Source organism: Pseudoclavibacter sp. AY1H1 (assembly GCF_002931055.1).
Taxonomy (GTDB): Bacteria; Actinomycetota; Actinomycetes; order Actinomycetales; family Microbacteriaceae; genus Pseudoclavibacter.
In genome coordinates this window covers 38,523-64,563 of sequence record NZ_PSXX01000006.1, presented here as the reverse complement: position 1 = coordinate 64,563, position 26,041 = coordinate 38,523, and the positions used below count along the sequence as shown (strand labels likewise).

The 26,041-nt window shown below is 66.1% G+C and carries 23 protein-coding genes, 2 tRNA genes and 1 pseudogene; 14 read left to right on the top strand and 12 right to left on the bottom strand.

Going from position 1 to position 26,041, the window contains the following annotated elements:
- The first annotated feature begins 10 nt into the window (after nt 1-10).
- The 4 genes from gyrA (at nt 11) to C5E05_RS11025 (ending at nt 3,324) form a co-directional block, all read left to right on the top strand.
- Complete coding sequence (gene gyrA / locus C5E05_RS11040) at nt 11-2,665, top strand: DNA gyrase subunit A (RefSeq protein ID WP_104244040.1); 2,655 nt, start codon at nt 11-13, stop codon at nt 2,663-2,665.
- 11 nt (nt 2,666-2,676) lie between these two features.
- The gene (locus C5E05_RS11035) at nt 2,677-3,084 is read left to right on the top strand and encodes a DUF3566 domain-containing protein (RefSeq protein ID WP_104244042.1); all 408 of its coding nucleotides are present in this window, start codon (nt 2,677-2,679) and stop codon (nt 3,082-3,084) included.
- A gap of 54 nt (nt 3,085-3,138) precedes the next feature.
- Nucleotides 3,139-3,212 (top strand) — tRNA-Ile (locus C5E05_RS11030).
- Nucleotides 3,213-3,251: 39 nt separating this feature from the next.
- Nucleotides 3,252-3,324, top strand: a tRNA-Ala gene (locus C5E05_RS11025).
- A 220-nt stretch (nt 3,325-3,544) separates the two neighbouring features.
- On the opposite strand, the gene C5E05_RS11015 is transcribed toward C5E05_RS11025, so the two are convergent.
- The 4 genes from C5E05_RS11015 to C5E05_RS11000 all read right to left on the bottom strand — a co-directional run bounded on the left by C5E05_RS11015 (nt 3,545) and on the right by C5E05_RS11000 (nt 7,798).
- Nucleotides 3,545-4,714 (bottom strand): ATP-binding protein, encoded by a 1,170-nt coding sequence (locus C5E05_RS11015; RefSeq protein WP_104341956.1) that lies wholly within the window; start codon nt 4,712-4,714, stop codon nt 3,545-3,547.
- A gap of 89 nt (nt 4,715-4,803) precedes the next feature.
- A complete protein-coding gene (locus tag C5E05_RS11010; protein WP_228496670.1) occupies nt 4,804-5,649 on the bottom strand; it encodes an NAD(P)-dependent oxidoreductase in 846 nt (281 codons plus the stop codon).
- A gap of 176 nt (nt 5,650-5,825) precedes the next feature.
- Nucleotides 5,826-7,457 carry a cation acetate symporter gene (locus C5E05_RS11005; protein ID WP_104341955.1) on the bottom strand — a complete coding sequence of 544 codons (1,632 nt, stop codon included), beginning with the start codon at nt 7,455-7,457 and terminating at the stop codon, nt 5,826-5,828.
- Nucleotides 7,454-7,798: a DUF485 domain-containing protein gene (locus tag C5E05_RS11000; RefSeq protein ID WP_104244049.1), complete on the bottom strand. Its 345-nt coding sequence runs from the start codon at nt 7,796-7,798 to the stop codon at nt 7,454-7,456. Before C5E05_RS11000 ends, C5E05_RS11005 begins: the two co-directional genes overlap by 4 nt.
- A gap of 181 nt (nt 7,799-7,979) precedes the next feature.
- Here C5E05_RS11000 and C5E05_RS10995 point away from each other — a divergent pair, with 181 nt between their 5' ends.
- The 5 genes from C5E05_RS10995 to C5E05_RS10975 all read left to right on the top strand — a co-directional run bounded on the left by C5E05_RS10995 (nt 7,980) and on the right by C5E05_RS10975 (nt 12,423).
- Complete coding sequence (locus tag C5E05_RS10995) at nt 7,980-8,873, top strand: LuxR C-terminal-related transcriptional regulator (protein ID WP_181059535.1); 894 nt, start codon at nt 7,980-7,982, stop codon at nt 8,871-8,873.
- Nucleotides 8,874-9,071: 198 nt separating this feature from the next.
- Entirely contained in the window at nt 9,072-9,947 is an 876-nt protein-coding gene (locus tag C5E05_RS10990; RefSeq protein WP_104341953.1) for a MetQ/NlpA family ABC transporter substrate-binding protein, read from the top strand.
- 151 nt (nt 9,948-10,098) lie between these two features.
- On the top strand, nt 10,099-11,151 hold the full coding sequence (locus C5E05_RS10985) for a methionine ABC transporter ATP-binding protein (protein ID WP_104341952.1): 1,053 nt from the start codon (nt 10,099-10,101) through the stop codon (nt 11,149-11,151).
- On the top strand, nt 11,148-11,807 hold the full coding sequence (locus C5E05_RS10980) for a methionine ABC transporter permease (protein WP_104244057.1): 660 nt from the start codon (nt 11,148-11,150) through the stop codon (nt 11,805-11,807). Before C5E05_RS10985 ends, C5E05_RS10980 begins: the two co-directional genes overlap by 4 nt.
- Before the next feature lie 157 nt (nt 11,808-11,964).
- Nucleotides 11,965-12,423, top strand: a complete 459-nt coding sequence (locus C5E05_RS10975) for an NUDIX hydrolase (RefSeq protein WP_104244059.1) — start codon at nt 11,965-11,967, stop codon at nt 12,421-12,423.
- Here the strand turns inward: C5E05_RS10975 and C5E05_RS10970 are convergent.
- On the bottom strand, nt 12,420-13,340 hold the full coding sequence (locus C5E05_RS10970) for a DMT family transporter (RefSeq protein ID WP_104341951.1): 921 nt from the start codon (nt 13,338-13,340) through the stop codon (nt 12,420-12,422). The two genes, C5E05_RS10975 and C5E05_RS10970, sit on opposite strands and share 4 nt — an antisense overlap.
- Nucleotides 13,341-13,408: 68 nt before the next feature.
- Here C5E05_RS10970 and C5E05_RS10965 point away from each other — a divergent pair, with 68 nt between their 5' ends.
- Complete coding sequence (locus C5E05_RS10965; RefSeq protein WP_104300360.1) at nt 13,409-14,278, top strand: LysR family transcriptional regulator; 870 nt, start codon at nt 13,409-13,411, stop codon at nt 14,276-14,278.
- Nucleotides 14,279-14,312: 34 nt separating this feature from the next.
- On the opposite strand, the gene C5E05_RS10960 is transcribed toward C5E05_RS10965, so the two are convergent.
- Nucleotides 14,313-14,858, bottom strand: coding sequence for a hypothetical protein (locus C5E05_RS10960; RefSeq protein WP_104244064.1), 546 nt, complete (start codon nt 14,856-14,858; stop codon nt 14,313-14,315).
- 191 nt (nt 14,859-15,049) lie between these two features.
- On the opposite strand from C5E05_RS10960, the gene C5E05_RS10955 reads away from it, so the two are divergent.
- Together C5E05_RS10955 and C5E05_RS10950 are read left to right on the top strand one after the other, a co-directional pair.
- Nucleotides 15,050-15,589: a peptidylprolyl isomerase gene (locus C5E05_RS10955; protein WP_104244184.1), complete on the top strand. Its 540-nt coding sequence runs from the start codon at nt 15,050-15,052 to the stop codon at nt 15,587-15,589.
- A gap of 21 nt (nt 15,590-15,610) precedes the next feature.
- Nucleotides 15,611-16,486, top strand: a complete 876-nt coding sequence (locus C5E05_RS10950) for a rhomboid family intramembrane serine protease (protein ID WP_104307578.1) — start codon at nt 15,611-15,613, stop codon at nt 16,484-16,486.
- A 157-nt stretch (nt 16,487-16,643) separates the two neighbouring features.
- Here C5E05_RS10950 and C5E05_RS10945 read toward each other — a convergent pair.
- Nucleotides 16,644-16,877, bottom strand: a pseudogene (locus C5E05_RS10945) (cell division protein CrgA); the annotation flags it as partial.
- Between the two features lie 151 nt (nt 16,878-17,028).
- On the opposite strand from C5E05_RS10945, the gene C5E05_RS10940 reads away from it, so the two are divergent.
- A complete protein-coding gene (locus C5E05_RS10940; RefSeq protein WP_181059533.1) occupies nt 17,029-17,919 on the top strand; it encodes a class E sortase in 891 nt (296 codons plus the stop codon).
- Nucleotides 17,919-18,113, top strand: a complete 195-nt coding sequence (locus C5E05_RS10935; RefSeq protein ID WP_104244072.1) for a hypothetical protein — start codon at nt 17,919-17,921, stop codon at nt 18,111-18,113. Before C5E05_RS10940 ends, C5E05_RS10935 begins: the two co-directional genes overlap by 1 nt.
- 85 nt (nt 18,114-18,198) lie before the next feature.
- Here the strand turns inward: C5E05_RS10935 and pknB are convergent, their stop codons facing one another.
- The 5 genes from pknB to C5E05_RS10910 all read right to left on the bottom strand — a co-directional run bounded on the left by pknB (nt 18,199) and on the right by C5E05_RS10910 (nt 26,040).
- A complete protein-coding gene (gene pknB / locus C5E05_RS10930) occupies nt 18,199-19,974 on the bottom strand; it encodes a Stk1 family PASTA domain-containing Ser/Thr kinase (protein ID WP_104244186.1) in 1,776 nt (591 codons plus the stop codon).
- Nucleotides 19,975-20,158: 184 nt separating this feature from the next.
- Nucleotides 20,159-21,958 (bottom strand): protein kinase, encoded by a 1,800-nt coding sequence (locus tag C5E05_RS10925; RefSeq protein ID WP_104341948.1) that lies wholly within the window; start codon nt 21,956-21,958, stop codon nt 20,159-20,161.
- Nucleotides 21,955-23,415 carry a penicillin-binding protein 2 gene (locus C5E05_RS10920; protein ID WP_104244076.1) on the bottom strand — a complete coding sequence of 487 codons (1,461 nt, stop codon included), beginning with the start codon at nt 23,413-23,415 and terminating at the stop codon, nt 21,955-21,957. The genes C5E05_RS10925 and C5E05_RS10920 overlap by 4 nt, the downstream gene beginning before the upstream one ends.
- Nucleotides 23,412-24,806: an FtsW/RodA/SpoVE family cell cycle protein gene (locus C5E05_RS10915; protein WP_104307581.1), complete on the bottom strand. Its 1,395-nt coding sequence runs from the start codon at nt 24,804-24,806 to the stop codon at nt 23,412-23,414. Before C5E05_RS10915 ends, C5E05_RS10920 begins: the two co-directional genes overlap by 4 nt.
- Nucleotides 24,790-26,040, bottom strand: coding sequence for a Stp1/IreP family PP2C-type Ser/Thr phosphatase (locus C5E05_RS10910; protein WP_181058074.1), 1,251 nt, complete (start codon nt 26,038-26,040; stop codon nt 24,790-24,792). Before C5E05_RS10910 ends, C5E05_RS10915 begins: the two co-directional genes overlap by 17 nt.
- Between the last annotated feature and the right edge of the window lies 1 nt (nt 26,041).

The window sequence follows — 26,041 nt, the reverse complement described above, 5'->3', positions numbered from 1 at the left end:
AGGCACCTCTATGGCTGAAGAACGCGTCACAACCACCAACGCCGACGGCGGCGACCGCATCGGACAGGTCGACCTGCAGCTCGAGATGCAGCGCTCGTACCTCGACTACGCGATGAGCGTCATCGTCGGACGAGCACTGCCCGAGGTCCGGGATGGGCTCAAGCCCGTGCACCGTCGCGTCATCTACGCGATGTACGACGGCGGGTACCGCCCGGACAAGGCGTTCTCGAAGTGCGCCCGCGTCGTCGGCGACGTCATGGGGCAGTTCCACCCGCACGGTGACTCGGCGATCTACGACGCGCTGGTCCGCCTCGTGCAGCCGTGGTCCCTTCGCTACCCGCTTGCGCTCGGCCAGGGGAACTTCGGCTCCGCCGGCAACGACGGCGCCGCCGCCCCCCGCTACACCGAGACGAAGATGGCGCCGCTTGCGCTCGAGATGGTCAGGGACATCGACGAGGACACCGTCGACTTCCAGGACAACTACGACGGCCGCACGCGTGAGCCTGCCGTGCTGCCCGCTCGCTTCCCGAACCTCCTTGTCAACGGCTCCGTCGGCATCGCCGTCGGAATGGCCACGAACATCCCGCCGCACAACCTCCGTGAGGTCGCAGCAGGCGCGCTCTGGCACCTCGAACACCCGGACGCCTCTCGTGAGGAGCTCATGGATGCGCTCATGGAGCGCGTTCACGGTCCAGACTTCCCGACCGGTGCGCAGATCCTCGGCACCAAGGGCATCCAGGAGGCGTACCGCACCGGTCGCGGCTCCATCACGATGCGCGCGGTCGTCGCGATCGAGGAGATCCACGGACGCACGTGCCTGGTCATCACCGAGCTTCCGTACCAGGTCAACCCGGACAACCTCGCGCTCAAGGTCGCCGAGCTGGTCAAGGATCAGCGACTCTCCGGCATCGCCGACATCCGCGACGAGTCCTCCGGCCGCACGGGACAGCGCCTCGTCATCGTGCTCAAGCGCGACGCCGTCGCCAAGGTCGTGCTGAACAACCTCTACAAGCACACGCAGCTGCAGGAGAACTTCGGCGCGAACATGCTCGCGATCGTCGATGGGGTTCCGCGCACGCTCGCCATCGACGGCTTCATCACCGCCTGGGTGCAGCACCAGGTGGAAGTCATCGTGCGTCGCACGAAGTTCCGCCTCAAGAAGGCCGAGGACGAGGTTCACATCCTCCGCGGCTACCTCAAGGCCCTCGACATGCTCGACGAGGTCATCGCGCTCATCCGCCGGTCGCCGACCGTCGAAGAGGCGCGTACCGGCCTCATGGAGCTGCTCGACGTGGACGAGCTGCAGGCAAGCGCCATCCTGAACCTCCAGCTCCGCCGCCTCGCGGCGCTCGAGCGCCAGAAGATCATGGAAGACGCGGCCCGCCTCGAGGCCATGATCGCCGAGTACAAGGCGATCCTCGCCGACCCAGTGCGCCAGCGCACCATCATCGGCGAAGAGCTGCAGGAGGTCGTCGACAAGTTCGGCGACGATCGTCGCACCGAGATCCTCCGTGGCTCTGGCGGCGACATGACCGACGAGGACCTGATCCCCGAGGAGGAGATGGTCGTCACCGTGACCCGCGGCGGCTACATCAAGCGCACGCGCAGCGACAACTACCGCTCGCAGCACCGCGGCGGCAAGGGCATCAAGGGCGCGCAGCTCCGAGCGGATGACGTCGTCGAGCAGTTCTTCGTGACGACGACACACCACTGGCTGCTCTTCTTCACCAACCTGGGCCGCGTGTACCGGGCGAAGGCGTACGAGCTCATGGAGGCGGGACGGGACGCGAAGGGGCAGCACATCGCGAACCTCCTGCCGCTCCAGCCTGATGAGAAGGTCGCGCAGATCCTCGACATCAGCGACTACCGCCAGGCGCAGTATCTCGTCCTCGCGACGCGTGAGGGGCTCGTCAAGAAGACGGCCCTCACGGAGTACGACACGAACCGTCAGGCTGGCATCATCGCGGTCAACCTTCGCGAAGGGGACGAGCTGGTCTCCGCCATGCTCGCCGACGAGTCGGACCACGTGTTCTGCGTCTCGCACCTCGGAATGTCGCTTCGCTTCGAGGCGAACGACGAGGCGCTTCGGCCCATGGGCCGGTCGACCTCCGGCGTCAAGGGAATGTCGTTCCGCGACGGCGACTACCTGCTGACGGCCGCGGTCACCTCGAGCGACGATGCCTACGTGTTCATCGTCACGGAGGGCGGCTACGCGAAGCGAACCTCGGTGTCGCAGTACCGCATCCAGAAGCGCGGCGGACTCGGCATCAAGGTCGCGAAGCTGAACGAGGAGCGCGGCGGCCTCGCCGGCGCGCTGCTCGTCCACGACAACGAAGAGGTCCTGGTCATCCTCGGCTCCGGCAAGGTCGTTCGCTCCAACGTCGCCGAGGTCTCGGTGACGGGACGCGACTCCATGGGCGTGACGTTCGCGAGGCTCGACAGCAGCGACTACGTGATCGCGATCGCGCAGAACGCCGACCGCGAACTCGAGAAGGAAGACGAGGAAGGTGAGGACGGTGAGACGGACGTCACCGCCGCCGACTCCGCCCTCGAGGAAGCGTCTGCAGGATCAGCTGACGGCGAGACTGCCCCAGCCGAGAGTGCCCAGAGTGAGACTGTGGCAGACTCTGTCACGTCGTTCGAGCAGGACGAGACCGAAGACTGAGGTACTGATCTATGACGAGCGTTGCTGACAAGCTGGCCCAGAAGTCCAGCAAGAAGACTGCGAGCAAGCAGGTGCGCCTCCGTTTGGTGCACATCGACTTCTGGTCTGTCGTGAAGTTCTCCTTCCTCCTGTCGATCTGCTTCGGCATCATCACGATCGTCGCGACGTTCCTGATGTGGACCGTCATCGAGAACACGGGTGTGCTCGGAAGCGTCAACGACCTGCTCAATGACGTCTCCGGCTCGGCCGGCGTGGGAGTCGACGACTTCGTCACCCTGCCTCAGCTGATGCTGTTCTCCCTTGTGGTCGCACTCCTCAACCTCGTCGCGGGCACGGCCCTCGGCGCAGTTGCGGCGTTCCTCTACAACCTCGCTGTGAAGGTCACGGGGGGCCTCGTGTTCGGTTTCACGAACAGCTAGCGGCTCGATTTCCCTTGACGTGCACTTTTCGTGTATGTTGGGGCAGTCGCTTCGGGGGCTATAGCTCAGGCGGTTAGAGCGCTTCGCTGATAACGAAGAGGTCCCAGGTTCAAGTCCTGGTAGCCCCACGGTTCGATACTGAAGGTTGGTATCGTTTCCACCCGAACGGGGCCTTAACTCAGTTGGTAGAGTGCCTGCTTTGCAAGCAGGATGTCAGGAGTTCGAATCTCCTAGGCTCCACGGTGACAAAGAACCCCGGTCAGAGAAATCTGGCCGGGGTTCTTTCTTGTCTGCCTAGTCGACGAAGGCGTCGGGGTGGAGCTCGGAGGCGTCGACTCCCGGCGAGTGCACGCTGAGGTCGCTCACGCCGGCGTCTGCGAGCACGTCCTCGCAGAGCAGCGTCTCGTCTCGTGACGCGGTGACAGGTTCCGCATCCGAACGAGTCGCTGGCCACGGTGGTTCAGGATTCGATCTGCCGTTCGATGAACGACGCCATACCGGGAACAGTGAAGGCCACGACCCCGTGGTCCGGCGCGTAGATCAGGCCCTTGTGGATGAGTTGAGCTCTGGCGGGGCCGAGACTGCTGATGGACTTCTTCAGTCGTGCGGCCACTTCGCCGGATCCAACACCAGCATCGCCTTCCGGGCACATTGCCCGGAGGTATCGCTTCTCCGATGCCGTTGTCCGGTCCCACCGCGCTCGGAAGAACCCGTTGTCGAGGAGGTTCTGTCCGGTCGCTACCCCAAGACGAGAGTCTGCGAGGGTGATCTGGCTTCCGGTGGCGACATTCCAAGCTTCACGGCCGAATTGCTGAATGAAGTAGGGGTACTGTCCGGACTCCGTGATGAGGTGCTGGACGGCATCCTCTGCCCAGGTGACGAGTTCCGCGGCCGAAGGTTGAGCGATCGCGAGGTGGGCGTCAGCGCGCGAGAGTCGCTCGATCTGGTTGAACTGGAACCGTTCCGTATACGACTTCGCCTCGGCGAGGATCTGGGGGAGGTTGGGCAGCCCAGCGAGAGCAAACAATACTGGCCAGTTGTCCTGGGCAGCCGACTGTGTGACTGCGGCGAGCGTCGTGAGTTCTTCCGCTGAAAGGTCCTGCGCCTCATCGATGAGGATTGCGAGCCCGACTCCCTCTTCCCTCGCGGCGAGACCCACATCCTTGATGATCTTGCGGAGATCTGTATGCAGGACGCCACTGTCGGCACCGCCACCTGGCGTGTCAGACAGATCCACGCCGAATGTCCAGGATCCGTTCGCATCGTAGGACGCCTTGAACGACAGAGCCGTCCGGAGGGCCTTGAGAACTTTGCGGCCCGCCGATGGTCGGCTGATGTCAGACAGCGGTTCGTAGAGGCCCTCACCGATCAGCTCTCTGAGCTCACGATCGGAACCGGCCTCGATTTGCACGACCCACCAGTCGCGGTCTTCGGCGTCATGTCGGAACTGAGTCAAGAGCACGGTCTTCCCGACCCCGCGGAGGCCGTAGAGGACGAACGGTTGATCAGTGATCCCGTTTTCGGCTCGCTGGAGTGCGATCCGCCACCCGGTCATCGATGAGTCGCGACCTACGAGAGCGGCCGGTTTGCGACCAGCACCTGGCACGTAGGGGTTCTTGACCGGATCCATGTGACTCCAAGCACTTGCTAGCGAACTGTAGCCATGTATAGCAAATAACTATACTTACCTACAGTTGCCTACAATTGTTCCGCACTCGATCAGTCAACGAAGGCGTCGGGGTAGAGCTCGGAGGCGTCGACTCCCGGCGAGTACACGCTGAGGTCGCTCACGCCGGCGTCTGCGAGCACGTCCTCGCAGAGCAGCGTCTGTCCTCGATACCGGCCCCGCGGGGCTGTGAGCACCGCGTGGGCGGCGTCGGCGTACAGCTCAGGGGTGCGGCTGCGGCGCATGAGCTCCTCGCCGCCGATGATGTTGGCTACCGCTGCTGTCTGGATGGTGGTGCGGGGCCACAGGGTGTTCGCATCCACACCCCGTTCAGCGAACTCGGCCGCGATACCGAGCGTGGCGAGCGTCATGCCGTATTTCGCGGTCATGTACGCCGGGTAGGCGCCGAGCCACTGGGGGGCGAGGTTGAGGGGCGGCGAGAGCGACAGGATGCGCGCATCCTGTGACTCGAGGAGGTGCTGCAGGGCTGCCCGCGAGAGCATGAATGTGCCGCGCTGGTTGATCTGGTGCATGAGGTCGTAGCGCTTCTCGTCGATGTCGAGCGTCGAGCGCAGGTCGATGGCGCTCGCATTGTTGACGACGATGTCGATGCCGCCGAACTCGGCGACGGCGCTGTCGACCGCCCGCTGCAGGTCGGAGTCGTCGCGCACGTCGCCAACGACCGGCAGCGCGCGTCCGCCGGCCTCGCGTATCTCCTCAGCGGCCGTGTACACCGTCCCTGGCAGCTTCGGATGCGGATCCCCGGTCTTGGCGAGGAGCACGACGTTCGCACCGTCACGCGCGGCGCGCTTCGCGATTGCGAGTCCGATGCCGCGGCTCCCGCCCGACATGATGATGGTCTTCCCCGCGAGGGAACCTGTCTCCGCTGACTGCGTCAAATCCGCACCTCCATGTGCATCGTGGACAGGCCCACGCTACCCACGCGCCTGCGGAACCTCATGTGCGTTGTGGCACCGAGACAACGCGGACGCGCAAATGGCCGCCCTGAGCGAGTCAGAGCGACCATTCGCGAACGCGAACGCGACGTGTCGACGAACGCGGTGCAGCGAGCTTTCTAGTGCTCGACGGCCTCCTCCGCGCCGTAGCCCGTGAGCGAGCGCACATCCATCTCCGCGGCGACCCGAGGGTCTTCCTTCTTCTGCGGCAGCACTGAGCCGAGCCAGCCGAGGAAGAACCCGACCGGGATCGAGACGATGCCGGGGTTGTTGAGTGGGAACCAGGCGAAGTCGATTCCATCGCCGAGCATCGCCGTCTCGGCGCCGGAGACGACCTTCGAGAAGACGATCAGGATGATGGCCGTCGCGAGTCCGCCGTACATGCTCCACAGCGCCCCACGGGTCGTGAACTTGCGCCAGTAGAGCGAATACAGGATCGTCGGCAGGTTCGCGCTGGCCGCGACAGCGAAGGCGAGCGCCACGAGGAACGCGATGTTCTGCCCCTGCACGCCGATGCCACCGACGATGGCGACGACACCGAGGACGACCACCGTGTACTTGCCGACCTTCACCTCCTGCTCTGGGGTCGCCGTTCCACGCTTCACGACGCTGTTGTAGATGTCGTGGGCGAAGGATGCGGCAGCCGTGATCGCGAGGCCCGCGACGACCGCGAGGATCGTGGCGAATGCGACCGCCGAGATGAAGCCCATGAGGATCGGCCCGCCCAGCTCGAGGGCGAGCAGCGGGGCCGCAGAGTTGACGCCTCCTGGCGCATCCTTGATGGCCGGGGCCCCCACGAGTGCCGCTGCGCCGTAGCCGAGGATGAGTGTGAAGACGTAGAAGCCGCCGATGAGCCAGATGGCCCAGACCACCGACTTCCTGGCCTCCTTGGCGGTGGGCACCGTGTAGAAGCGCATGAGCACGTGCGGGAGTCCAGCTGTGCCGAGCACCAGCGCGAGTCCGAGCGAGACGAAGTCGATCGGGTTCTTGCCGTACTGCAGGCCCGGCGCGAGGATCGCGGCCGGATCCTCCGCACCGTCGAGGGCCGCCTTGTCGACCGCCGCCTGGAGGAGCGCGGAGAGATCGAAGCCGTTGATGACGAGCACCCAGATGGTCATCGCACCCGCGCCGCCGATGAGCAGGAAGGCCTTGATGATCTGCACCCAGGTGGTGCCCTTCATCCCGCCGATGAGCACGTAGATGATCATGAGCACGCCGACGACGGCGACGACGATCGCGACCCCGATGTCGTCCGTGATGCCGAGGAGGAGAGCGACGAGGCCGCCGGCTCCCGCCATCTGCGCGAGCAGGTAGAAGAAGCACACCGCGAGGGTCGTGAGGGCTGCGGCGACGCGCACAGGACGCTGCTTGAGGCGGAACGAGAGCACGTCCGCCATCGTGAACTTGCCGGTGTTGCGCATGAGCTCGGCGACGAGCAGCAGAGCGACGAGCCAGGCGACGAGGAAGCCGATCGAATAGAGGAATCCGTCGTAGCCATTGATGGCGATAGCTCCGACAATGCCGAGGAACGACGCTGCTGACAGGTAATCACCCGAGATCGCGAACCCATTCTGGGTCCCGGAGAAGGATCGCCCGCCGGCGTAGTAGTCGGCTGCGGTCTTGCTGTTGCGGCTTGCGCGAATGACGATGAAGAGAGTGACCGCGACGAATGCCGCGAAGATCGCGATATTCAGGACGGGGTCATTGTTCGCGACAGCGCTGGACTGGGGTGCCAGCAGCTGCCCGCTCATGCCTGGTCCGCCTTGGTGAGCTCAACGCGAAGGTCGTTCGCGAGCGGATCGAGCCGTCGATTGGCGTAGGAGACGTACCACATGGTGATCGCGAAGGTCGTCACGAACTGGCCCATGCCGAGCAGCAGACCCACGTTGATGTTGCCGAAGACCGGGGTGGCCATGAAGTCATGCGCGTAGGCGGCCACGATGATGTATGCGCCGTACCAGACCAGGAAGAAGATCGAGAGTGGGAAGACGAAGGAGCGCTGGCGCTTCTTCAGCTCCTTGAATTCAGCCGCTTCCTCGAATGCGACGTAGTCGATTCCGCCTGGGGGTTGAGATGACGTTTCGTGTCGCATGGGGCCTCCTTGCCTCAGTGCATTGCTGCGTTCGTCAGATATGTGCGTGCAGTTCTCAACGGCAAAAGGCGGGGCTTCTTCGCATCGTTGCGAACACGAAAGCCTCATTGCCTGCGTGATAGCATCCACGCTACGCATACGACGAAGTATCGAACTACCCCCGGAAGTTGGTAGTGACCACATGATGTTCCCAGAGGCAGCCACTGAGGCGGACGTCTTCGCCGAGGCCGTCGCCCGCCTGCGCGAGACCACGGGGTGTTCACTCTCGTTCGGCGGACCCACCCATCGCGACACGACGAACGTGCACACGATCTGCGGGAATCAGGGTCGTGGATTGGTCGGGTTGCGAGTCCAGCTCGGTCGAGGACTCGGCGGCCGCGCGATGCTGGAGCGTCGCGCGAAGGTCACGACGAACTACCGCGGCAGCAGCCGCATCACGCACGACTACGACGTGCAGGTCCTGTCTGAGGACGTCCAGAGCCTCATGGCGGTTCCGGTCATCGTCGACAAGCATGTTCGGGGCGTGCTCTACGGCGGGTTCCGCGCGGCTCCGGACTCCCAATCGATGTCGCTCGGTCAGGCCGTCGCACTCGGCAAGAAGGTCGAGGATGAGCTGCGTCTCCGAGACGAGCTGAGGCGCCGAATGCGGGTGGGGTCCGCGAGCATCTCCGAACTCGGATCCGGCGGACTCACTGCAGCCCAGCTGGAGGAGCTGCGGGGCACCTTCTCCGATCTGCGCGAGGTCTCGTCGATGCTCGGCGACGCTCGCGTCCGTGCGCGCCTTCGAGGCGTCGAGGAGCGGCTTGTCAGATTCGCCGGAGATCACGGCGACCCCCGCGATCGAGAGCACTCGAGAGCTGTCGAGTCGGCCGAGGCACCAGTCAGGCTCTCGCCGCGGGAGCTCGACGTGCTCGGGCAGATCGCCCTCGGACTCTCCAATCGGGACATCGCCGGAAAGCTGATCCTGACCGAAAGCACCGTCAAGAGCTACCTCGGTACGGCAATGACGAAGCTGGATGCGAGCTCTCGCTACCAAGCTCTTGCCAAGGCGAGGCAGCTGGGGCTCCTCCCCTGAGCTGAATGCGGGTCTGACCGCAACATTCTTGCGTTCATGACCCCGTCAGTGGACTGTTACGCAACGTGTCAGGATGTACCGGCGCGGAGACCCGCTGTTCTCTTATTCTTGCGACGCCTCGTGGCTCTTCTTGCGAGGCCCTCTAGACCCTTAGAGGATGGCCGGCGCTTGCGCGCCGCATTGAAAGGACCCTCCTCCATGTCACGTCTCACCAAGATCGCCGCAGCAATCGGCGCGATCGCCCTCGTTGGAGGCCTCTCCGCGTGCTCCACCGGCGCATCCGATGAGAACACCATCAAGCTCGGCGTCGTCGGCGCATCCGACCCGTACTGGGAGGTGCTCGTCGAGGAGGCCGCAGCCCAGGACCTCACGGTCGAGCTCGTCGACTTCTCGGACTACAACCAGCCGAACCCGGCGACGACCGAGGGTGAGCTCGACGTCAACGCGTTCCAGCACATCATCTACCTCGCGCAGCACAACGCCGCCAGCGGCGACGACCTCGTGCCGATCGGCTCGACCGCGATCTACCCCCTCGGCTTCTACTCCTCGCAGTACGACTCCGTCGAGGCGATCCCGGATGGCGCCGAGGTTGCGGTGCCGAACGACGCGTCGAACCGCGCACGTGGCCTCCTCGTGCTCCAGGAAGCCGGTCTCATCTCGCTCAAGGACGGCGGCTCGCCGTTCTCGACCCTCGACGACGTGCTCCCCGAGTCGCGCGTCACGGTGACCGAGCTCGAGGCCTCGCTCACGGCGACCTCGCTGCCGGACCTCGCGGGTGCGATCATCAACAACGACTTCGTCGAGAACGCAGGCCTCACGACGGACGACGCGCTCACTCGCGATGACCCCCAGAACGCCTCCGCGTTCCCGTACATCAACATCTTCGTCACGTCGGCCGAGAACGCCGACAACGCGAACTACCTGAAGCTGGTCGAGATCTACCAGAACTCCGAGGCAGTCGCGGCTTCGGTCAAGGAGACGTTCGGTGACACCGCCGTGCTCACCAAGACCCCCGTCGACGAGCTGAAGTCGACGCTCGACGAGCTCGTCGCCGAGATCGAAGCGCAGGGCTAGAACCCACCGCTCGCGTGCTCGCCGCCCGGGACCCGATGATGATCATCAGGCCTCGGGCGGCGATCTCGCTTGCACCGACGGATGGCGTCCCGACGTCGTCCACCAGCACCACCCACACGGTTCGACCGTGAAAGAAGGCGAGAGCGAAGACATGGCCCTCATCACACTCACCGACGTCGTCAAGGAGTATCCGTCGCCGAAGCGCGGAGCCCCGGCGATCAGAGCCGTCGACGGCGTCTCGCTCAACGTCGAGGCCGGCGACATCTACGGGGTCATCGGCTACTCGGGGGCTGGCAAGTCGACCATGGTGCGCCTCATCAATGCGCTCGAGCCGACCACGTCCGGCAGCATCCACGTCGATGGCGTCGACATCACGACGCTCAGCGAGACGAAGCTGCGCTCGGTGCGCGCGGGCATCGGCATGATCTTCCAGCAGTTCAACCTCTTCAACTCCCGCAACGTCGCGGGCAACGTCGCGTATCCGCTGCGCGTCGCGAAGACACCAAAGGCGGAGCGAGAGAAGCGCATCGCCGAGCTCCTGGAGTTCGTCGGGCTCTCCGAGAAGGCCCGCGCCTTCCCCGACCAGCTCTCCGGCGGTCAGAAGCAGCGTGTCGGCATCGCCCGTGCGCTCGCAACGAATCCCAGCATCCTGCTCGCCGACGAGTCCACGAGCGCCCTCGACCCGCAGACCACGGCCGACGTGCTGCAGCTGCTCAAGAAGGCCAACCAGGAGCTCGGGGTCACGATCATCGTCATCACCCACGAGATGGACGTCGTGAAGGAGATCGCGAGTCACGTCGCCGTCATGGAGCACGGCAAGATCGTCGAGCAGGGCGAGGTCTTCGACATCTTCGCGAACCCGCAGGCGCCCGCGACCCAGCGGTTCGTCTCAACGGTCGTCCAGGGAGTTCCGGATGCTGCCCTGCGGTCCGACCTGCATGCGCGACACCCGGGAACTCTCGTGACGCTGAGCTTCCGCGACGGGCGGACGAACCAGGGCCAGGCGCTGCGCATCCTGCACGACGCCGGCATCACCGTCGAGCTCGTCTACGGAGGCATGAACGAGATCCGCGGTCGGTCGTTCGGCGACCTGACGTTCGCCCTGCAGGGCGATGCCGCAGCGCAGCGCAGAGCGCTCGACCAGATCAGGGAACTCGCCGTCGTGACGGAATTCCAGGACACCAACGCTGGAGGTGCCGCATGAACGATGTGATCGACCTGCTGCCGAAGCTCTTCGAAGCCACAGGCGCCACCCTCTACATGGTGGCCCTGAGCCTCGTCTTCGGTGGCGTCGGCGGACTCTTCGTCGGCCTGCTGCTGTATCTGACGCGCAAGGGCAACCTCTACGAGCAGCCGGTCGTCAGCACGATCGTCAACATCATCGTGAACTTCTTCCGACCCATCCCGTTCATCATCTTCATCGCTGCGGTGCAGCCGGTCTCACGGATGATCGTCGGTGTGGGGATCGGGGCAGAAGCGGCCATCGTCGCCATGTCGCTCGCTGCGACGTTCGGTATCTCGCGCCTCGTCGAGCAGAACCTGCTCACGGTGTCGCCAGGCGTGGTGGAGGCCGCACGGTCCGCAGGAGCGGGGCGCTTCCAGATCGTATGGTCGGTTGTCGTTCCCGAGGCCCTCGGGCCCCTCATCCTCGGCTATACATTCGCGGTCGTCGCGCTCGTCGACATGTCGGCCATCGCCGGTGCGATCGGCGCAGGTGGTCTCGGTGACTTCGCCATCCAATACGGCTACCGCCAGTTCAACCCGGCCGTCACGTGGGCTGCGGTCATCGTCATCGTGGTGATCGTGCAGGGTCTGCAGTTCCTCGGGAACTGGGCCGCCCGCAAGACGCTGCGCCGCTGATCCGGGCAGACGACAGTGCCCGGCGACCGCGCGTCGGCGCCTCCCTGTACGGAGGCCCGGCGCGCGGCGGCGTACGATAGCGATCGCCCGTGGTTCGGGTCGGCCCAGGCATCAGGCCGCTGACCTCGAGACCTCGGCAGAGATCTTTGGGGGTTCCGTGCATCGACGACTCGCTTCCTACGGTGTCATCGTGCGCGACGGGCAGATCCTCCTCGCGCACTGGCGTGACCGTGGTCGTTCCGGCTGGACCCTGCCCGGCGGTGGGACCGACCCCGGTGAGGATCCGATCGACGGCGTCGTCCGCGAGATCTGGGAGGAGACCGGCTACCACGCGTCCATCGACCGGCTCCTCGGCATCGACTCGCACATCATCGCGGGCCGCGACCGGCTCGAGCCAGGCAAGACGCCCATGCAGTCGGTTCGGGTCGTCTACGAGGCCAGCATCGTGAGCGGCGAGCTCCGCAACGAGCGGGGCGGCTCGACGGACGAGGCTCGCTGGTTCGACCTCGACGAGATAGCTGCGCTCCGCACGGTGTCGCTCGTGGACGTGGGGCTCAGGCTCCACGAGGAGCGTCCGGCCAATGGCCACCTGCGTTCGACTCGGGCCCCCCGCTAGGCGCTTGAGGGCGCGACCCCGTCACGGGGCTCGTGGGCGACACGAGACCCCCGAAGGCTGCGGGACACCGCGACGGCGTTGACGGCCACGATCATCGCCATCCCGACCCACTCATGGGTGGCGGGCACCTGACCGAGCACCACGACGCCGGCGATGGCGGCGAACATCGGGTTGATGCTCATGAACACCCCGAAGAACCTCGTCGTCACCCAGCGAAGCGCGATGACGTCGATCGAGTACGGGATGACGGAGCACAGTACGCCGGAGAGCGCGGCCAGCAGCAGCGGCCAGCCGAGCAGCCGGCCCTCCGCGATCAGCTGCACCGTGATCGGGAGCGTCAGCAGGCTCGACACGAGCGTTGCCGTAGCGGGCGCCTGGAGGCCGCTCAGGCGACCGCCGAGCATCCGGTTGAGCAGGATGTAGCTCGCCCAGCAGCACGCCGCGAGCAGCCCGAGGGCGTAGCCGAGGATGTCGCTCGACGCGTCTGGGAGCAGCAGCACGTAGACGCCGACGGCGGCGCCGGCCGCGAGCAGGAGATCGGCCTTCGTGCGGGATGCGCACAGCGCCACGGCGAGGGGTCCGAGGAACTCGAGGGTCACGGCAAGGCCGAGCCCGATGCGGTCGACGGCTCCGTACAAGGACAGGTTCATGGTCGCCAAGACGACGCCGAGCAACAGCGCGGGCCACCATTGCGCCCACGTGAAGCTCCGCAGGCGAGGACGCGCGACAGGCAGCAGGATGGCTGCGGACACGAGCTGGCGGATGGCCACGACGCCCGACGTGCCGAGGGGGCCGAAGGCCAGTGCGCCGAGTGCCGCGCCGAGCTGGTTGGAGAGTCCGCTTCCGGTCAGCATCGCTGCACCCGTCACCACGCTGCGTGGTGCGGCAGCGGCGGCCGTTCTCCCGGTTCCTGTCATGCGCCCATGGTGAACCCGCCTGCGCAGGCCCAGAAATGCGCGACACGCGTGAGTTATACGCTGGACGCATGAGTTTGGAGATTCGCCACCTACGCGCCCTCGCTGCGGTCGTCGACACGGGAACCTTCACCGATGCGGCGATCGAGCTCCACTGCTCGCAGGCGGCCGTCTCCCGGGCGATCCTCGCCCTCGAGACGCAGCTCGGAGCCCAGCTGCTCTCCAGGTCGACTCGGCACGTCGCGCTCACCCCACTCGGCGAGCGTGTCCTGACCCGCGCCCGCCGGGTGCTGCTCGAGGTGCGTCTCATCAGCGACGAGGTCGCCGAGACGACCCGGGAGTTGCGCGTCGGCTATGCCTGGTCGACCCTCGGCGCGCACACCGGTGCCGTGCAGCGCACCTGGCGAGCACAGCATCCTGAGTCGCACCTCGTCTTCCGGCAGAGCAACACGGCGACGGCGGGGCTCCTCGACGGCGAGGTCGAGCTCGCCGTGTTCCGCACGGTTCCCCGTGATCCCCGAATCGAGACGGTCCGCCTCGGCGAGGAACGACGCGTCGCCGTCCTCGCGAACGACGATCCGCTCGCCAGACGCAGGGCGCTGCTCCTCGACGACTTCGCCGGCAGGACCATGGCGGTGGATGCACGCACCGGCACGACGGTCGGCTCACTCTGGCCGGCGGAACGCGCCCCGGTCTTCATCCCCACGAGCTCACTCGACGAGTGGCTCACCCTCATCGCGGACGGCGGCGTCTACGGGGTGACAAGCGAGGCCACGGCGGCGCAGCATCCGCGGCCCGGCATCGCCTACCGGCCGCTGCGGGACGCCCCCACGATCGAGGTCAGACTCGCGTGGTGGCGAGGCGCCAAGCCAGCGATGGCCGACGCGCTCGCGCAGGTCATCATCGCCGCCTACGACGAAGCCCCGCAGCTCACCAGGTGAGTGCGGGGCCAGTCGTGCGCGTGTGCGGCGAGAACTACTTCGCTGCCGAAGCGGGCGAGACCGTCGTGACGGGAGCGTCGAGCTCCTCGTCGGCGATCCACAGGTCGTCGTCTGCACGGAAGGTCTGCCAGAGGGCATAGCCGACAGCTGCGACGGCGGCGACGCCTGCGCCGATGAGCAGCCAGCCACCGACACCGACGCCGGAGCTGTTGTACTTCTTGTCGTACGCCTTCGAAGCCTTCTTGGCGCGCGAGTTGAGCTCCTTCGAGACCTTCTTCGCGGTGCCAGCGGCGTCCTTGAAGTCGTTGTTCTTCGAAGCGAGGTTGCTGACCGTGCCGGCAAGCGAGCCGGAGAGGCCGGCCACGACAGGAAGGACCTTGCCGTTGAAGCGGACGCTCGCGTCTTCGTACTTGTCGCGCGCGGCGTTGTAGCTGCGGTCGAAGCTGGGGCGGACGTTGTTGTCGTAGCTCTTCTGCAGCGCTGGCACGAGCTCGGACTCAGCCAAGCCCTTCGCGCTCACGCCTGCTGACTGCAGGATGCCTCGAGCGTGCTCGATGACAGACTGCTGCTCGCTCCACAAGTTTGTTGCGTCCTTGCGGAGACGCTTGAGTTCACGCGACTGCTTCCGTGAAAGGGCCATTGGTACCTCCGGACGTTGACAAGTAGGTACTGCATATCTTGGCACGCTTCTGCCACACGGAACCTGAATCACCGCACGCTGTCGGCGGACAGGGGGGAGAGAAGTCGGGGGGCTATGGAAAGATGACCAGCATGTCAATCGCCACTGCACTCGCAACGATCAACACGAACCACGGCCCCATCAAGGTGGAGCTCTTCGGCAACCACGCGCCGAACACGGTCAAGACCATCGTGGGCCTCGCCACGGGTGAGCTCGAATGGACCGACCCTCGTGACGGCCAGACGAAGAGCACGCCCCTGTACGACGGCGTGATCTTCCACCGCATCATCCCCAACTTCATGATCCAGGGCGGTGACCCCACGGGCACCGGCACCGGCGGTCCCGGATTCGCGTTCGACGACGAGATCCACCCCGAGCTCAACTTCAACGAGCCCTACATCTTCGCCATGGCGAACGCCGGCAAGCAGATGGGGCGCGGCACGAACGGCTCGCAGTTCTTCATCACGACGGACCCCACTCCCTGGCTCCAGGGAAAGCACACGATCTTCGGCCGCGTCGCGGACGATGAGTCGCGCACCGTCGTCGACGCGATCGCGAAGGTCCCCACCGACGGCCGTGACAAGCCGCTCAAGGACGTCGTCATCGAGAGCGTCACCGTCGAGCAGCTCTAACCTCCAGGAGCCACTCCCCGCATGACATCACCCGAGCTGTCGCAGCAGCGTGAGAACTTCTGCTACCGGCACCCAGACCGACAGAGCTTCGTGCTCTGTCAGCGATGCGGGCGCACCGTGTGCCCCGAATGCCAGACACTCGCGCCGGTCGGCGTGATCTGTCCAGAGTGCATCCGGGAGGCAAACGCGAAAGCCAAGGCCGCCCAGCGGCCCTCGGCTCGAACGCGGTTGCGACGGCTCGGGCAGGATCAGCGTCCGCTCGTCACCTACGCCATCATCGGCATCTCGGCGGTCCTCTGGCTGCTGCAGCAGGTGACGGGGGACTGGCTCACGGGCATCCTCGTCTACCACGGCATCTACTCTCACGCGGGTAGCGGGGCATTCGAGCCCTGGCGCATGCTGACCTCGGCGTTCGCGCACTCGACCGTCTTCCACCTGGCGTTCAACATGCTCACGCTGTGGATCTTCGGTCGGGTGCTCGAGCAGGTCTACGGGCACCTGAGGTTCGCAGCGCTCTATGTCGTCAGCGCGCTCGGCGGTTCGCTCGCGATCGCCCTGGTTGCCCCGAACACCACGGTGCTCGGCGCCTCCGGTGCCGTCTTCGGACTCTTCGGCGCGTACTTCGTCGTCATGCGTCAGGCGCGGATGAACACCATGTCACTCATCGTCCTGGTCGGCATCAACGTCGTCATGGGGTTCGTGATCCCAGGTATCGCCTGGCAGGCGCACCTCGGCGGGCTGGTCACGGGAGCACTGTGCTCCTGGCTGTTCCTGTGGGAGTCGAAGTCGGCGAAGCCCTCGCAGAAGGGGCTCTGGATAGTGGCGGCACTCGGCGTCCTCATCGTCGTGGGTGCCACCGTCAGCGTCTCCCAACTGCCGCTGGCGGCAGCTGGCTAGCTCCCCCCCGTCTCCGTCGCAGAACCAGAGAAGCCGCGCATCCGGTCGGATGCGCGGCTTCTCTGTGTTGTGTGAGAGTTATCCACAGGGTTATGCACACCTGGGGATGAATTACACAGCTGTCATTCGAGGCCCTGTGGATAACTCGTGGAGTCTGCTATCGCCAGTTCGTCGTCATGATGAAGCCGATGAACGCGATGCCGAAGCCCACGAGGATGTTCCACGAGCCGAGCTCGGCAATCGGGAGAGCACCGCTCGTCAGGTAGAACACGATGATCCAGAGGAAGCCGAGCAGCAGGAAGCCGAACATGAGCGGCTTGAACCAGACCGGGTTCGGGTTGCGCTCGTCGCTGTCGCTCACCCCGGAGCTGCGCTTCTGCCGACGCTGCTTCTCCGTCGCCGCGAGAGCGGCCGCAGCTGCGGACGCTTCCGAGGAACGGTGCTTCTTCGTACCGGCCGGAGTCTTCTTCTCCGGCTCGTCGGACTTGGAGTCGCTGGACTTCTCACGAGACATGCGGGCCATCCTATCTATGATTGCTCCTATGCCATCTGCTGAACGGCCCGGACGAGACGACGGGACGACCTCGATCGAGTCTCTCCTCGCGGCCGACGACGGCTACGAGACCAGGTCGGAGCGACGCCTGCGAGAGCAGCGGGCCGCATCCCAGCAGCACAACAACCCCTCGAAGCCCACCGGCTCGAAGCCGAGGCGGCGGCTCAGCATCATCGGCGTCTCGGGTGAAGTGCTCATGACCCTCGGGGTCGTCGTCCTGCTCTTCGTCGGGTGGAAGTACTGGCTCAACGACCTCATCGTCGGCGATGAGCAGAACCAGGCCGGGCAGGAACTCAGCCAGGTGCTCGCGGATGGCGGTGAAGAAGCGACGACCGTGACCACAACAGATCCGGCGATCGGCATCCCCATCTCCTCGGCGCCGACGGTCACGAACGAGCGCTTCGCGATCCTCTACGTTCCCACCTGGGGGGCCGACTACGCCCGTCCCATCGCACAGGGCATCGAACAGCACGAGGTTCTCGACAACAACATCGGCCACTACCCCGACTCGCAGATGCCCGGTGAGGTCGGCAACTTCGCCATTGCTGGCCACCGTCTTGCCTACGGGGCTTCGATGCAGAAGATCCACGAGCTGCAGCTCGGCGACGAACTCGTCGTGGAGACCGCGGACGGCTGGTACACCTACTCCTACCGTTCCGGCGAGTACGTCGCCCCCACACAGGTCGACGTCCTCGGCTCGGTGCCTCGCTACCCGGAGCAGACCGGCACCGACCGGCTCATGATGATCATGAGCTGCAACCCGTTCTGGTCGACGGCAGAGCGAATCATCGGCTACGCGGTGTTCGACAGCTTCACGCCGCGGGCCGACGGCCCGCCGGCGTCGATCGCCGCGTCCGTCGCCACGCAAGGGGGTCTCTGATGTACGGCGCGCTCTGGCGTGTGCTCCCCGGGCCCTGGCCCGTCAAGCTCCTGATCACGCTCGTCGTGATCGCAGCCGTCCTGTACGGCCTGGTCTTCTACGCCTTCCCGTGGGCGGATGCACTGCTCACGCCCCAGAACGACGTCACCGTCGGCCTCGGAGTCGGCGGCTCCGCGGCCGCACTGCGCTCCTGACGGCAACGGCTCCTCCCGGTCATCGGAAGGAGCCGGAGCGCGTTGCGCGGGCGCCGCGACCGTGGCCGCGGGTCGTCGTGCGGCCCTAGTTCTCCGTCGAGGAGGAGGGCCCTGCGCTCGAGGTGGGCTCGGGTGCTGGCGCGGTCGTCTCCGGTGGGGCGGGCACGGACGTGCAGTAGGTGACCTCGACCTGGGAGTGCTGGGCGACTGGTCCTGGTGGAACCGACATGTTCACGATCGGGTCGCCGTCGACCGCGAGGCATCCAGGGTCCTGCTTCACGACCGCGAGGAGTCCGAGTTCTCGGAGCGTGGCGGTCGCGGACTCGAGGGGCTGACCGATGAGGTCAGGCAGCGCCACGTTGCCCGTGGAGGTCACGAGGTTGATGCTGGAGCCCGCGGCGACGCTGGAGCCACCCGCAGGGTCGCTGCGGACGATCGTGCCGGCAGTGACCGTCGGAGAGTCCTCTGACGTGATCTGGCCGACGCTCAAGCCCGCCCCCTGGAGAGCGACAGTCGCCTGCTCCACGGTCATGCCGTTGATGTCGGGCATCGTAACCGCGGACGGGCCGGTGGAGACCAGGACGGTGATCTCCTGGCCGGGAGACACGCTCAGTCCTGAGCCCGGGGTGGTGCTGATGACCTGGTTCTCGGGAACCTCATCGCTCGTCTGCGCCGCGCGCACGGGCGTCAAGCCCGCGTCTTCGAGCGTTGTGCGAGCCGCATCCCATTGCTCGCCCACGACATCTGGCACATCGACGCTCGTTTCGGGCAGCTGACCGACGTCGGGGAGGGAGGAGACCCAGATGCTGACGGCCACGATGACGACCACGAGTAGTGCCGCGGCGCCCCAGATCCACATCGCGGGGGGACGCCGCTGCACCTGTGGTGCGCGGTCATCGGTCTCGGAGAGCGAATTGAAGGCAGACTCCGTGGCGCTCACGCCAGAAGGGGCCGGCCCGAAGAGCTGGGTGCGGTCGTCGTCCTCGACCTTGGTGGCGAACGCCGGCATGATGCCCTGCGCTGCGAGGTCGAGGTCGCGACGGAACTCCGAAGCCGACTGGTAGCGGTCCTCGCGGTTCTTCGCGAGGGAGCGCTTGACGACCGCGTTCATCGCCTTCGAGACCTTCGGGTTGATCTCGTTGGCATCGATGGGGCGCTCGGTGACGTGCTGGTACGCGACGGCAACGGCGGAGTCACCCTGGAACGGGACCTTGCCGGTGAGCATCTCGTAGAGGACGATGCCCGCGGAGTAGAGGTCGCTTCGCCCGTCGACGTTCTCGCCCTTGGCCTGCTCGGGGGAGAAGTAGGAGGCGGTGCCGAGGATCGCCGTCGTCTGGGCGATCGTGCCCGCCGTGTCGGAGATGGCCCTGGCGATGCCGAAGTCCATGACCTTGACCGTGTCCTCCGGCGTGATCATGATGTTGCCCGGCTTGATGTCGCGGTGTACGACGCCAGCACGGTGCGAGTACTCGAGCGCCGTCAGGATGCCCGTCATGTACTCGTGGATCTGCGTGTCGGCGAGCGGGGCACCGGCCATGACGTCGCGGAGCTGCTGCCCCTCGATGTACTCCATGACGATGTAGGGCACGACGAGCTCATGCCCATCGGCGCGCACGAACGTGTCCTCACCCGCGTCGAAGACGCGGACGATCGTCGGGTGCGTCATCCGTGCAGCGGCCTGGGCCTCCTGTCGGAAGCGCGACCGGAAGTCGGGCTCTCCGGAGAGCTGTGTGTTGAGGAGCTTGACGGCGACACGGCGGCCAAGACGCTCGTCGGTCCCGAGGTAGACCTCAGCCATACCTCCACGACCAATACGCCGGCCGATGTCGTATCGGCCAGCGAGCGTGCGTTCGCCCTGCATCACGGAAGCAAGCTCCTCTCCCCTTGGCAGTGTTCGCCAAGCTCAAGCCTCGTTAGTCTGCCGATCTTATCTCGACGCGAATGAGTGATCGGTGCCATCGAAGCTGTGAACCGCGCATTCCATGTGGATGCATGGAGTTGAGCGAATTCGTTGCTTTCCGGAGCCGCCCGCCGGGCCTCCGAGATCAGCCTCCCGTGCCGTTCGTCGGGGGAGTGGAACTGGTCGGCGTCGGCTGGGGGACGGTCGCCGAACCGGTCGGCGAGTCGGCACTCGTGTTGCCCGAGCCGCAGGTGGCGCTGTACGAGGCCTCGACGATCGTCGAACCCTCTTCGACGTTGACGTTCACCGAGGTTCCCGTCACGCTGCCCGGTGATTCGGCGCCGGACACGTTCACGTTGTACGCGGAGAGGCTCTGTCCTGGAGGGCACTGGAACGACGGCCAGCTGATGGTGGCCTGCGTGCCGGCCGCGTTGACGGTGACGGTCGGTGCCGTCGTCGGGGTGTTCGGCGTCTCCACGTTCGCGTAGACCGTGAGCGTCACGGTGGAACCGAGGTCGACGGTCCCGGTGGGGCTCACCGCCGTGACCGTGTTGACGTCTTCCTGGTTCGTCGCGACAGGGCCCTCGGCTCGCGCCGGCGTCAGCCCGAGCTCGGAGATGCGGTTCGCTGCCGTGTCGTAGTCGAGGCCGAGGAAGTCGGCCTGCGCGATCGACACGGTGGTCGGCGTGCTCACGCTGGGGGTCGGCTCCTGCGACGGAGTCTCGGCCGGCGTGGTCTGGGTGATCGAGGGCGGCGGTGTCGTCGCCCCATCGGCGTCGGTGTTGTTGGTCACCAGCGCGAACGCGAACCAGGCCAGGGCCGCAGCGAACAGGATGATCGCCCCGATGAGCACCCACAGCCAGGCAGCCGGCTTCTTGCGCTCCTCGTCGGCTGGCGAGACGAGCGAGGTCGACTCCTCTTCCGAGCCTTCGACGGGGGGTCCGCCGATGAGCGTGTCGAAGTCGTCCTTCATGACCTCGGTCGTGCCGGCGGCCGTGCCGAGCACGGTGGTGCGCGCACCCTCGTCCATGATGGCGGTGCGATCGAGCGGAGCGGTGGCGTCACCGACCTCGTCGGCGGACGTCAGCCCCAGGACCGCGGGGACCGCCTGCGCTGCACGCGTGACGTTGCCGTCGCGGAGCGCGCGCGCAGCGCGCGCGAAGACCTCCGCCGAGACCGGCCGGTCTTCCGGCTTCTTCGCGATGGCAGCGAGCACGAGGTTGCGAACCGGCTCTGGCACCGTCACGGGAAGCGCCGGGGGTTCGTCGTTGATGTGCGCCATGGCGATCGCGACCTGCGATTCGCCGGTGAATGGTCGCCTGCCGGCGAGCGCCTCGTAGGCGACGATGCCAAGCGAGTAAATGTCGGTGGACGGGTTCGCGGCGTGGCCGGAGGCCTGCTCGGGCGAGAGGTACTGGACGGTGCCCATGACCTGGCCCGTCGCCGTGAGCGGCACCTGGTCGGCGATCCGAGCGATGCCGAAGTCGGTGATCTTCACGCGACGGTCCGGCGTGATGAGCAGGTTGCCTGGCTTGATGTCGCGGTGCACGAGACCCGCCTTGTGAGCGGCGTGCAGGGCGAGCGCCGTCTGCGACACGATGTCCATGACCTGGTCGGGCGGCAGCACCCGCTCGCGCTCGAGCACGGTCGACAGCGCCTCGCCCGGTACGAGCTCCATGACGAGGTAGGCGGAGCCGTTCTCCTCGCCGTAGTCGTACACGTTGGCGATGCCCTCGTGGTTCACGAGTGCGGCGTGCCTCGCCTCAGCGCGGAAGCGCTCGAGGAAGCCAGGGTCGCCCATGTACTCGTCTTTGAGGATCTTGATGGCAACGGTGCGCCCGATCACCTGATCGGTCGCCTCCCAGACCTCGCCCATGCCGCCGATGGCAATGCGCGAGCTCAGCTTGTATCGGTCTCCGAACGAAACACCTGCAGCTGGTCTCATCTGCTCAGCACCGCCTTCATCACTTGCTGCCCAATCGTCGCCGCCAGGCCGTTTCCGGTCCCAGACTGTCCCATTCCGCCACCGTCTTCGAGCACTACCGCGACCGCGATCTGCGTATCGCCCGATTCGGCGAATCCTGTGAACCACAGCGAGTACGGCTCACCCTGGCCGTTCTCCGCGGTCCCTGTCTTGCCAGCCACGTTGATCCCGTCAATTCTTGCATTACTGGCAACGCCCGAGTTCACGCTGCCCTCCATCATCGACTGGAGTGACGCCGCAGTCTCCTCGCTGATGGCCCTGCCGTAGCTCGAGATCTCCGGCCCCTGGATCTCCTGGAACGTCGGAGTCTGGATGCTCTCGACAAGCGACGGGTTCATGACCTCGCCGCCGTTGGCGATGGCCGCCGAGATCATCGCGAACTGGAGTGGCGTCGCCCGCACGTCGAACTGGCCGAAGCCCGTCAGGGCGAGCTGCGCGTCGTCGTCGAGCGCCGTCGGGTAGCTGCTCGCGCTCGCCGTCATCGGGATCTCGAATTCGTGGTTGAAGCCGAACGCCTCGGCCATAGCGCGTACCTTGTCGGCACCGAGGTCCATGGCGAGCTGCGCGAACGGCACATTGCACGACTGCTCGATGGCGATACGGAGGTTCGTCGTGTCGCCGCTTCCGCACTTCGCGCCGGCGGACGGGTTGTTCACCGAGACGTTGGTGCCCGGGAGCGTGAGCGTCGCCGGGTTCGGGAGCGGGGACTCGGCCGTCGCGAGCCCGTTCTCCAGTGCCGCGGCGGCGACGACCAGCTTGAACACCGAGCCGGGCGGGTTCATGTCACCGCCGATCGCGCGGTTGCTGAGCGGATCGTTCGGGTCGGCCAGGAGCGCGTTGTACGACTCGAGCACGCTCGTCTGATCGTGGCTCGCCAGCAGCGCCGGGTCGTAGGTCGGCGTCGAGTACATGGCCAGGATCGCGCCCGTCGCCGGGTTGATCGCCACAGCCGCACCCTTGTACTCGCCGAGAGCATCCGCCGCCGTCTGCTGGGCGACGGGGTCGATCGTCGTCTCGACGAATGCGCCAGCAGGATCCTGGCCCGTGAAGAGACGCTCGAGGCCCTGGAAGAACTGCGTGTCGCTGTTGCCCGAGAGCTCGGGATTCAGGGCGCCCTCGAGGCCCGTGGATGCCCCGTCGACCGAGTAGTACCCGGTCACGGCGGCGTAGAGGGGGCCGTTCTCGTACTGTCGCTCGTACTTGTAGGCAGTGTCGACGGGCGTCGAAGATGCGATCGGCGTCCCGTTGACGAGGATCGGCCCACGCTGGATCTCGAAGCTCTCTTCACGGGTCCGGCTGTTGCGCGGGTCGTCCCGGAGCGACTCGGCCTGGAAGACCTGGATGCTCGTCGACGCCACGAACAGCGACATGAACATGATCATGACGAGGACGCCAACGAGGCGGATGTTCTTGCTCATTCGTCGATCGCCTCCGTCGGCACGTTACGCACGGTGTCGCTCAGTCTGAGAAGGATCGCGACGATGATCCAGTTGGCGAGCAGGCTCGAGCCACCTGCAGCCATGAAGGGCATCGTGAGGCCCGTCAGGGGGATGACGCGCATGACGCCACCGGCCACGACGAAGACCTGCACGGCGATCGTGAACGCGAGGCCTGTCGCGAGGAGCCGCCCGAAGTCGTCGACCCCCTGCTGCCCGATGCGGAAGCCGCGCGCCACGAAGATCACGAAGAGGAGCAGCACGACGAAGATGCCGGCCATGCCGAGCTCCTCGCCGATGGCCGCGATGATGAAGTCGCTCGACGCGAGGGGGGTCGTGCCTGGGCTGCCCGAGCCGAGGCCCTTGCCGATGAGACCGCCAGCCGCGAGGCCGAAGAGTCCCGTCACGAGCTGCCCGCTGCCGCCGTCGGCGAAGTACATCTCGTCCTCGAACGGGTCGAGCCAGGCGTGGACGCGGAACTCGACGTAGCTCAGCGACGTCGCCGCGATGATTGCGCCGCCGACGAACAGGCCGAGGCCGATGAGCACCCACGAGAGGCGCCCCGTCGAGACGAAGACCATGACCAGGAACAGTCCGAAGTACAGGAGGGAGGTTCCCAGGTCGCGCTGGAAGACCAAGACCCCCATGCACACGGCCCACACGACGAGGATCGGTCCCAGGTCCCTGATGCGCGGGAAGCGCATCCACAGGAACTTCTTGCCGACGACGGAGAGCGAGTCGCGCGCGGTCACGAGGTAGCCCGCGAAGAAGATGGCGAGCGCGATCTTCGCGATCTCACCGGGCTGGAACGAGAAGCCCGCGACGCTGATCCACACGCGCGCGGCGACGTCGGTGCGCCCGAGGCCCGGGATGAGCGGCAGCAGCAGGAGGACGATGGCGATGGCCATGAACACGTACGTGTAGCGCTGCAGCACTCGGTGGTTCTTGAGCAGGATGAGCACCACGATGGCGACGCCGACGGCGAGCATCGTGAGCACGATCTGCTGCGTCGAAGCAGTCCAGAACACACCGTCGTTATCGGAATTGCCGATGTCGATGCGGTAGATCATCGCGATGCCGAGGCCGTTGAGCACCGCCGCGATGGGCAGGATGAACGGGTCGGCGCCCGGCGCGCGGAAGCGCAGCACGATGTTCACGCCGAGGGTCAGCGCGCCGATGATGGCCGACAGGGTGACGACGTTGAAGTCGAAGGTGCCGCGCACACCGAGCTGCACGAGCAGCAGCGCGGAGAAGTTGATGATGAACGCGAAGACCAGCAGGCCGAGCTCCATGTTGCGGAGCCCCTGACCGGTCTTCCTCGGGGCGCCTGGTACGACTGGCGCCTCTTCGCGTTGCTTACTCAGGAATGGCATCTCGGAGCCGTTCCACGATCTCGTCGGCGGCCTCGCGGTCGCCGGCGCTGATCGTCTTGTCGACCTGCGATTGCTGGTACTCAGGCAGGCTCGAGATCTTGATGTCGGTCGTCTCGGTGAGCTCGTGCAGGGTGATCGGTCCGATGCCCTGCTGCACGCCCTGGTAGACGGCGACGTAGCCGACGCTCTCACCGACGTAGTACTGCTGCTGCGTCCAGTTGTAGGCGAGGAGCCCAGCACCGGCGACCGCCGCGAGGAAGACGATGGATGCCGCGAGCCACGAGACCTGCCGGAGTCGCTTCCGTCGCTTGTCCTCCGCGATGAGCTCCTGCAGCGCCTCGTCGCTGAACGGCACGAACTCCTCGTCCTGCGGGCGAGGAGCTGGCCGCCGTAGGGGGTGCAGGATGGACGGGATGATCTGGTTGCTGCGCTTCTGCAGGTTCGCCGAGTAGCGCAGGGGGTTCGCGGCCGACCCCACGACTCGCGTCTTCATCGGCTCGAGCGGCTCGGGGCCGATCTCGAGCATCACCACGGTCACGTTGTCCGGTGCGCCGTTGTCGAGCGCGAGCTGCACGAGGTCATCGCTGATCTCGCGGCTCGACTCGTCCATGCGGGCCAGGGTGCGCTCGATCTGCGACTCGTCGACGTAGCTCGAGAGGCCGTCCGAGCAGAGCAGCCAGCGGTCGCCCTCCTGGATATCGAAGACCTCCGTGTCGACGTCGGGCCTGGTCTCGACGTCGCCGAGCACGCGCATGAGCACCGAGCGCCTCGGGTGCGTGAGCGCTTCCTCAGCTGTGATGCGGCCCGCATCCACGAGCCGCTGCACGAACGTGTGGTCGACGGTCATCTGCACGAGGGATCCCTCGCGGAAGCGGTACACCCGCGAGTCGCCGATGTGCGCGAGCACGAGGGACTGGCCGACGAGGCTGAGGGCGCTCACCGTGGTTCCCATGCCGCGGAGCTCGCTGTGCTCCTCGACGGCACCCGCGATGAGGGCGTTCGCGTCGAGGAGCATCTCCGTCATGGCCTGCTCGGCATCATCGGTGCTCGAGTACTGCTCGTCGTTCTCCGCGAAGTGCTTGACCGCGATCGCGCTCGCCACGTCACCGCCGGCGTGCCCGCCCATGCCATCCGCGACGACGAACAGGTTGGTGCCGACGAAGCCGGAGTCCTGGTTGTTGCTTCTGACCTTGCCGACGTGGGAGACGGCGCCGGCGCGCGCGATGACCAGCATG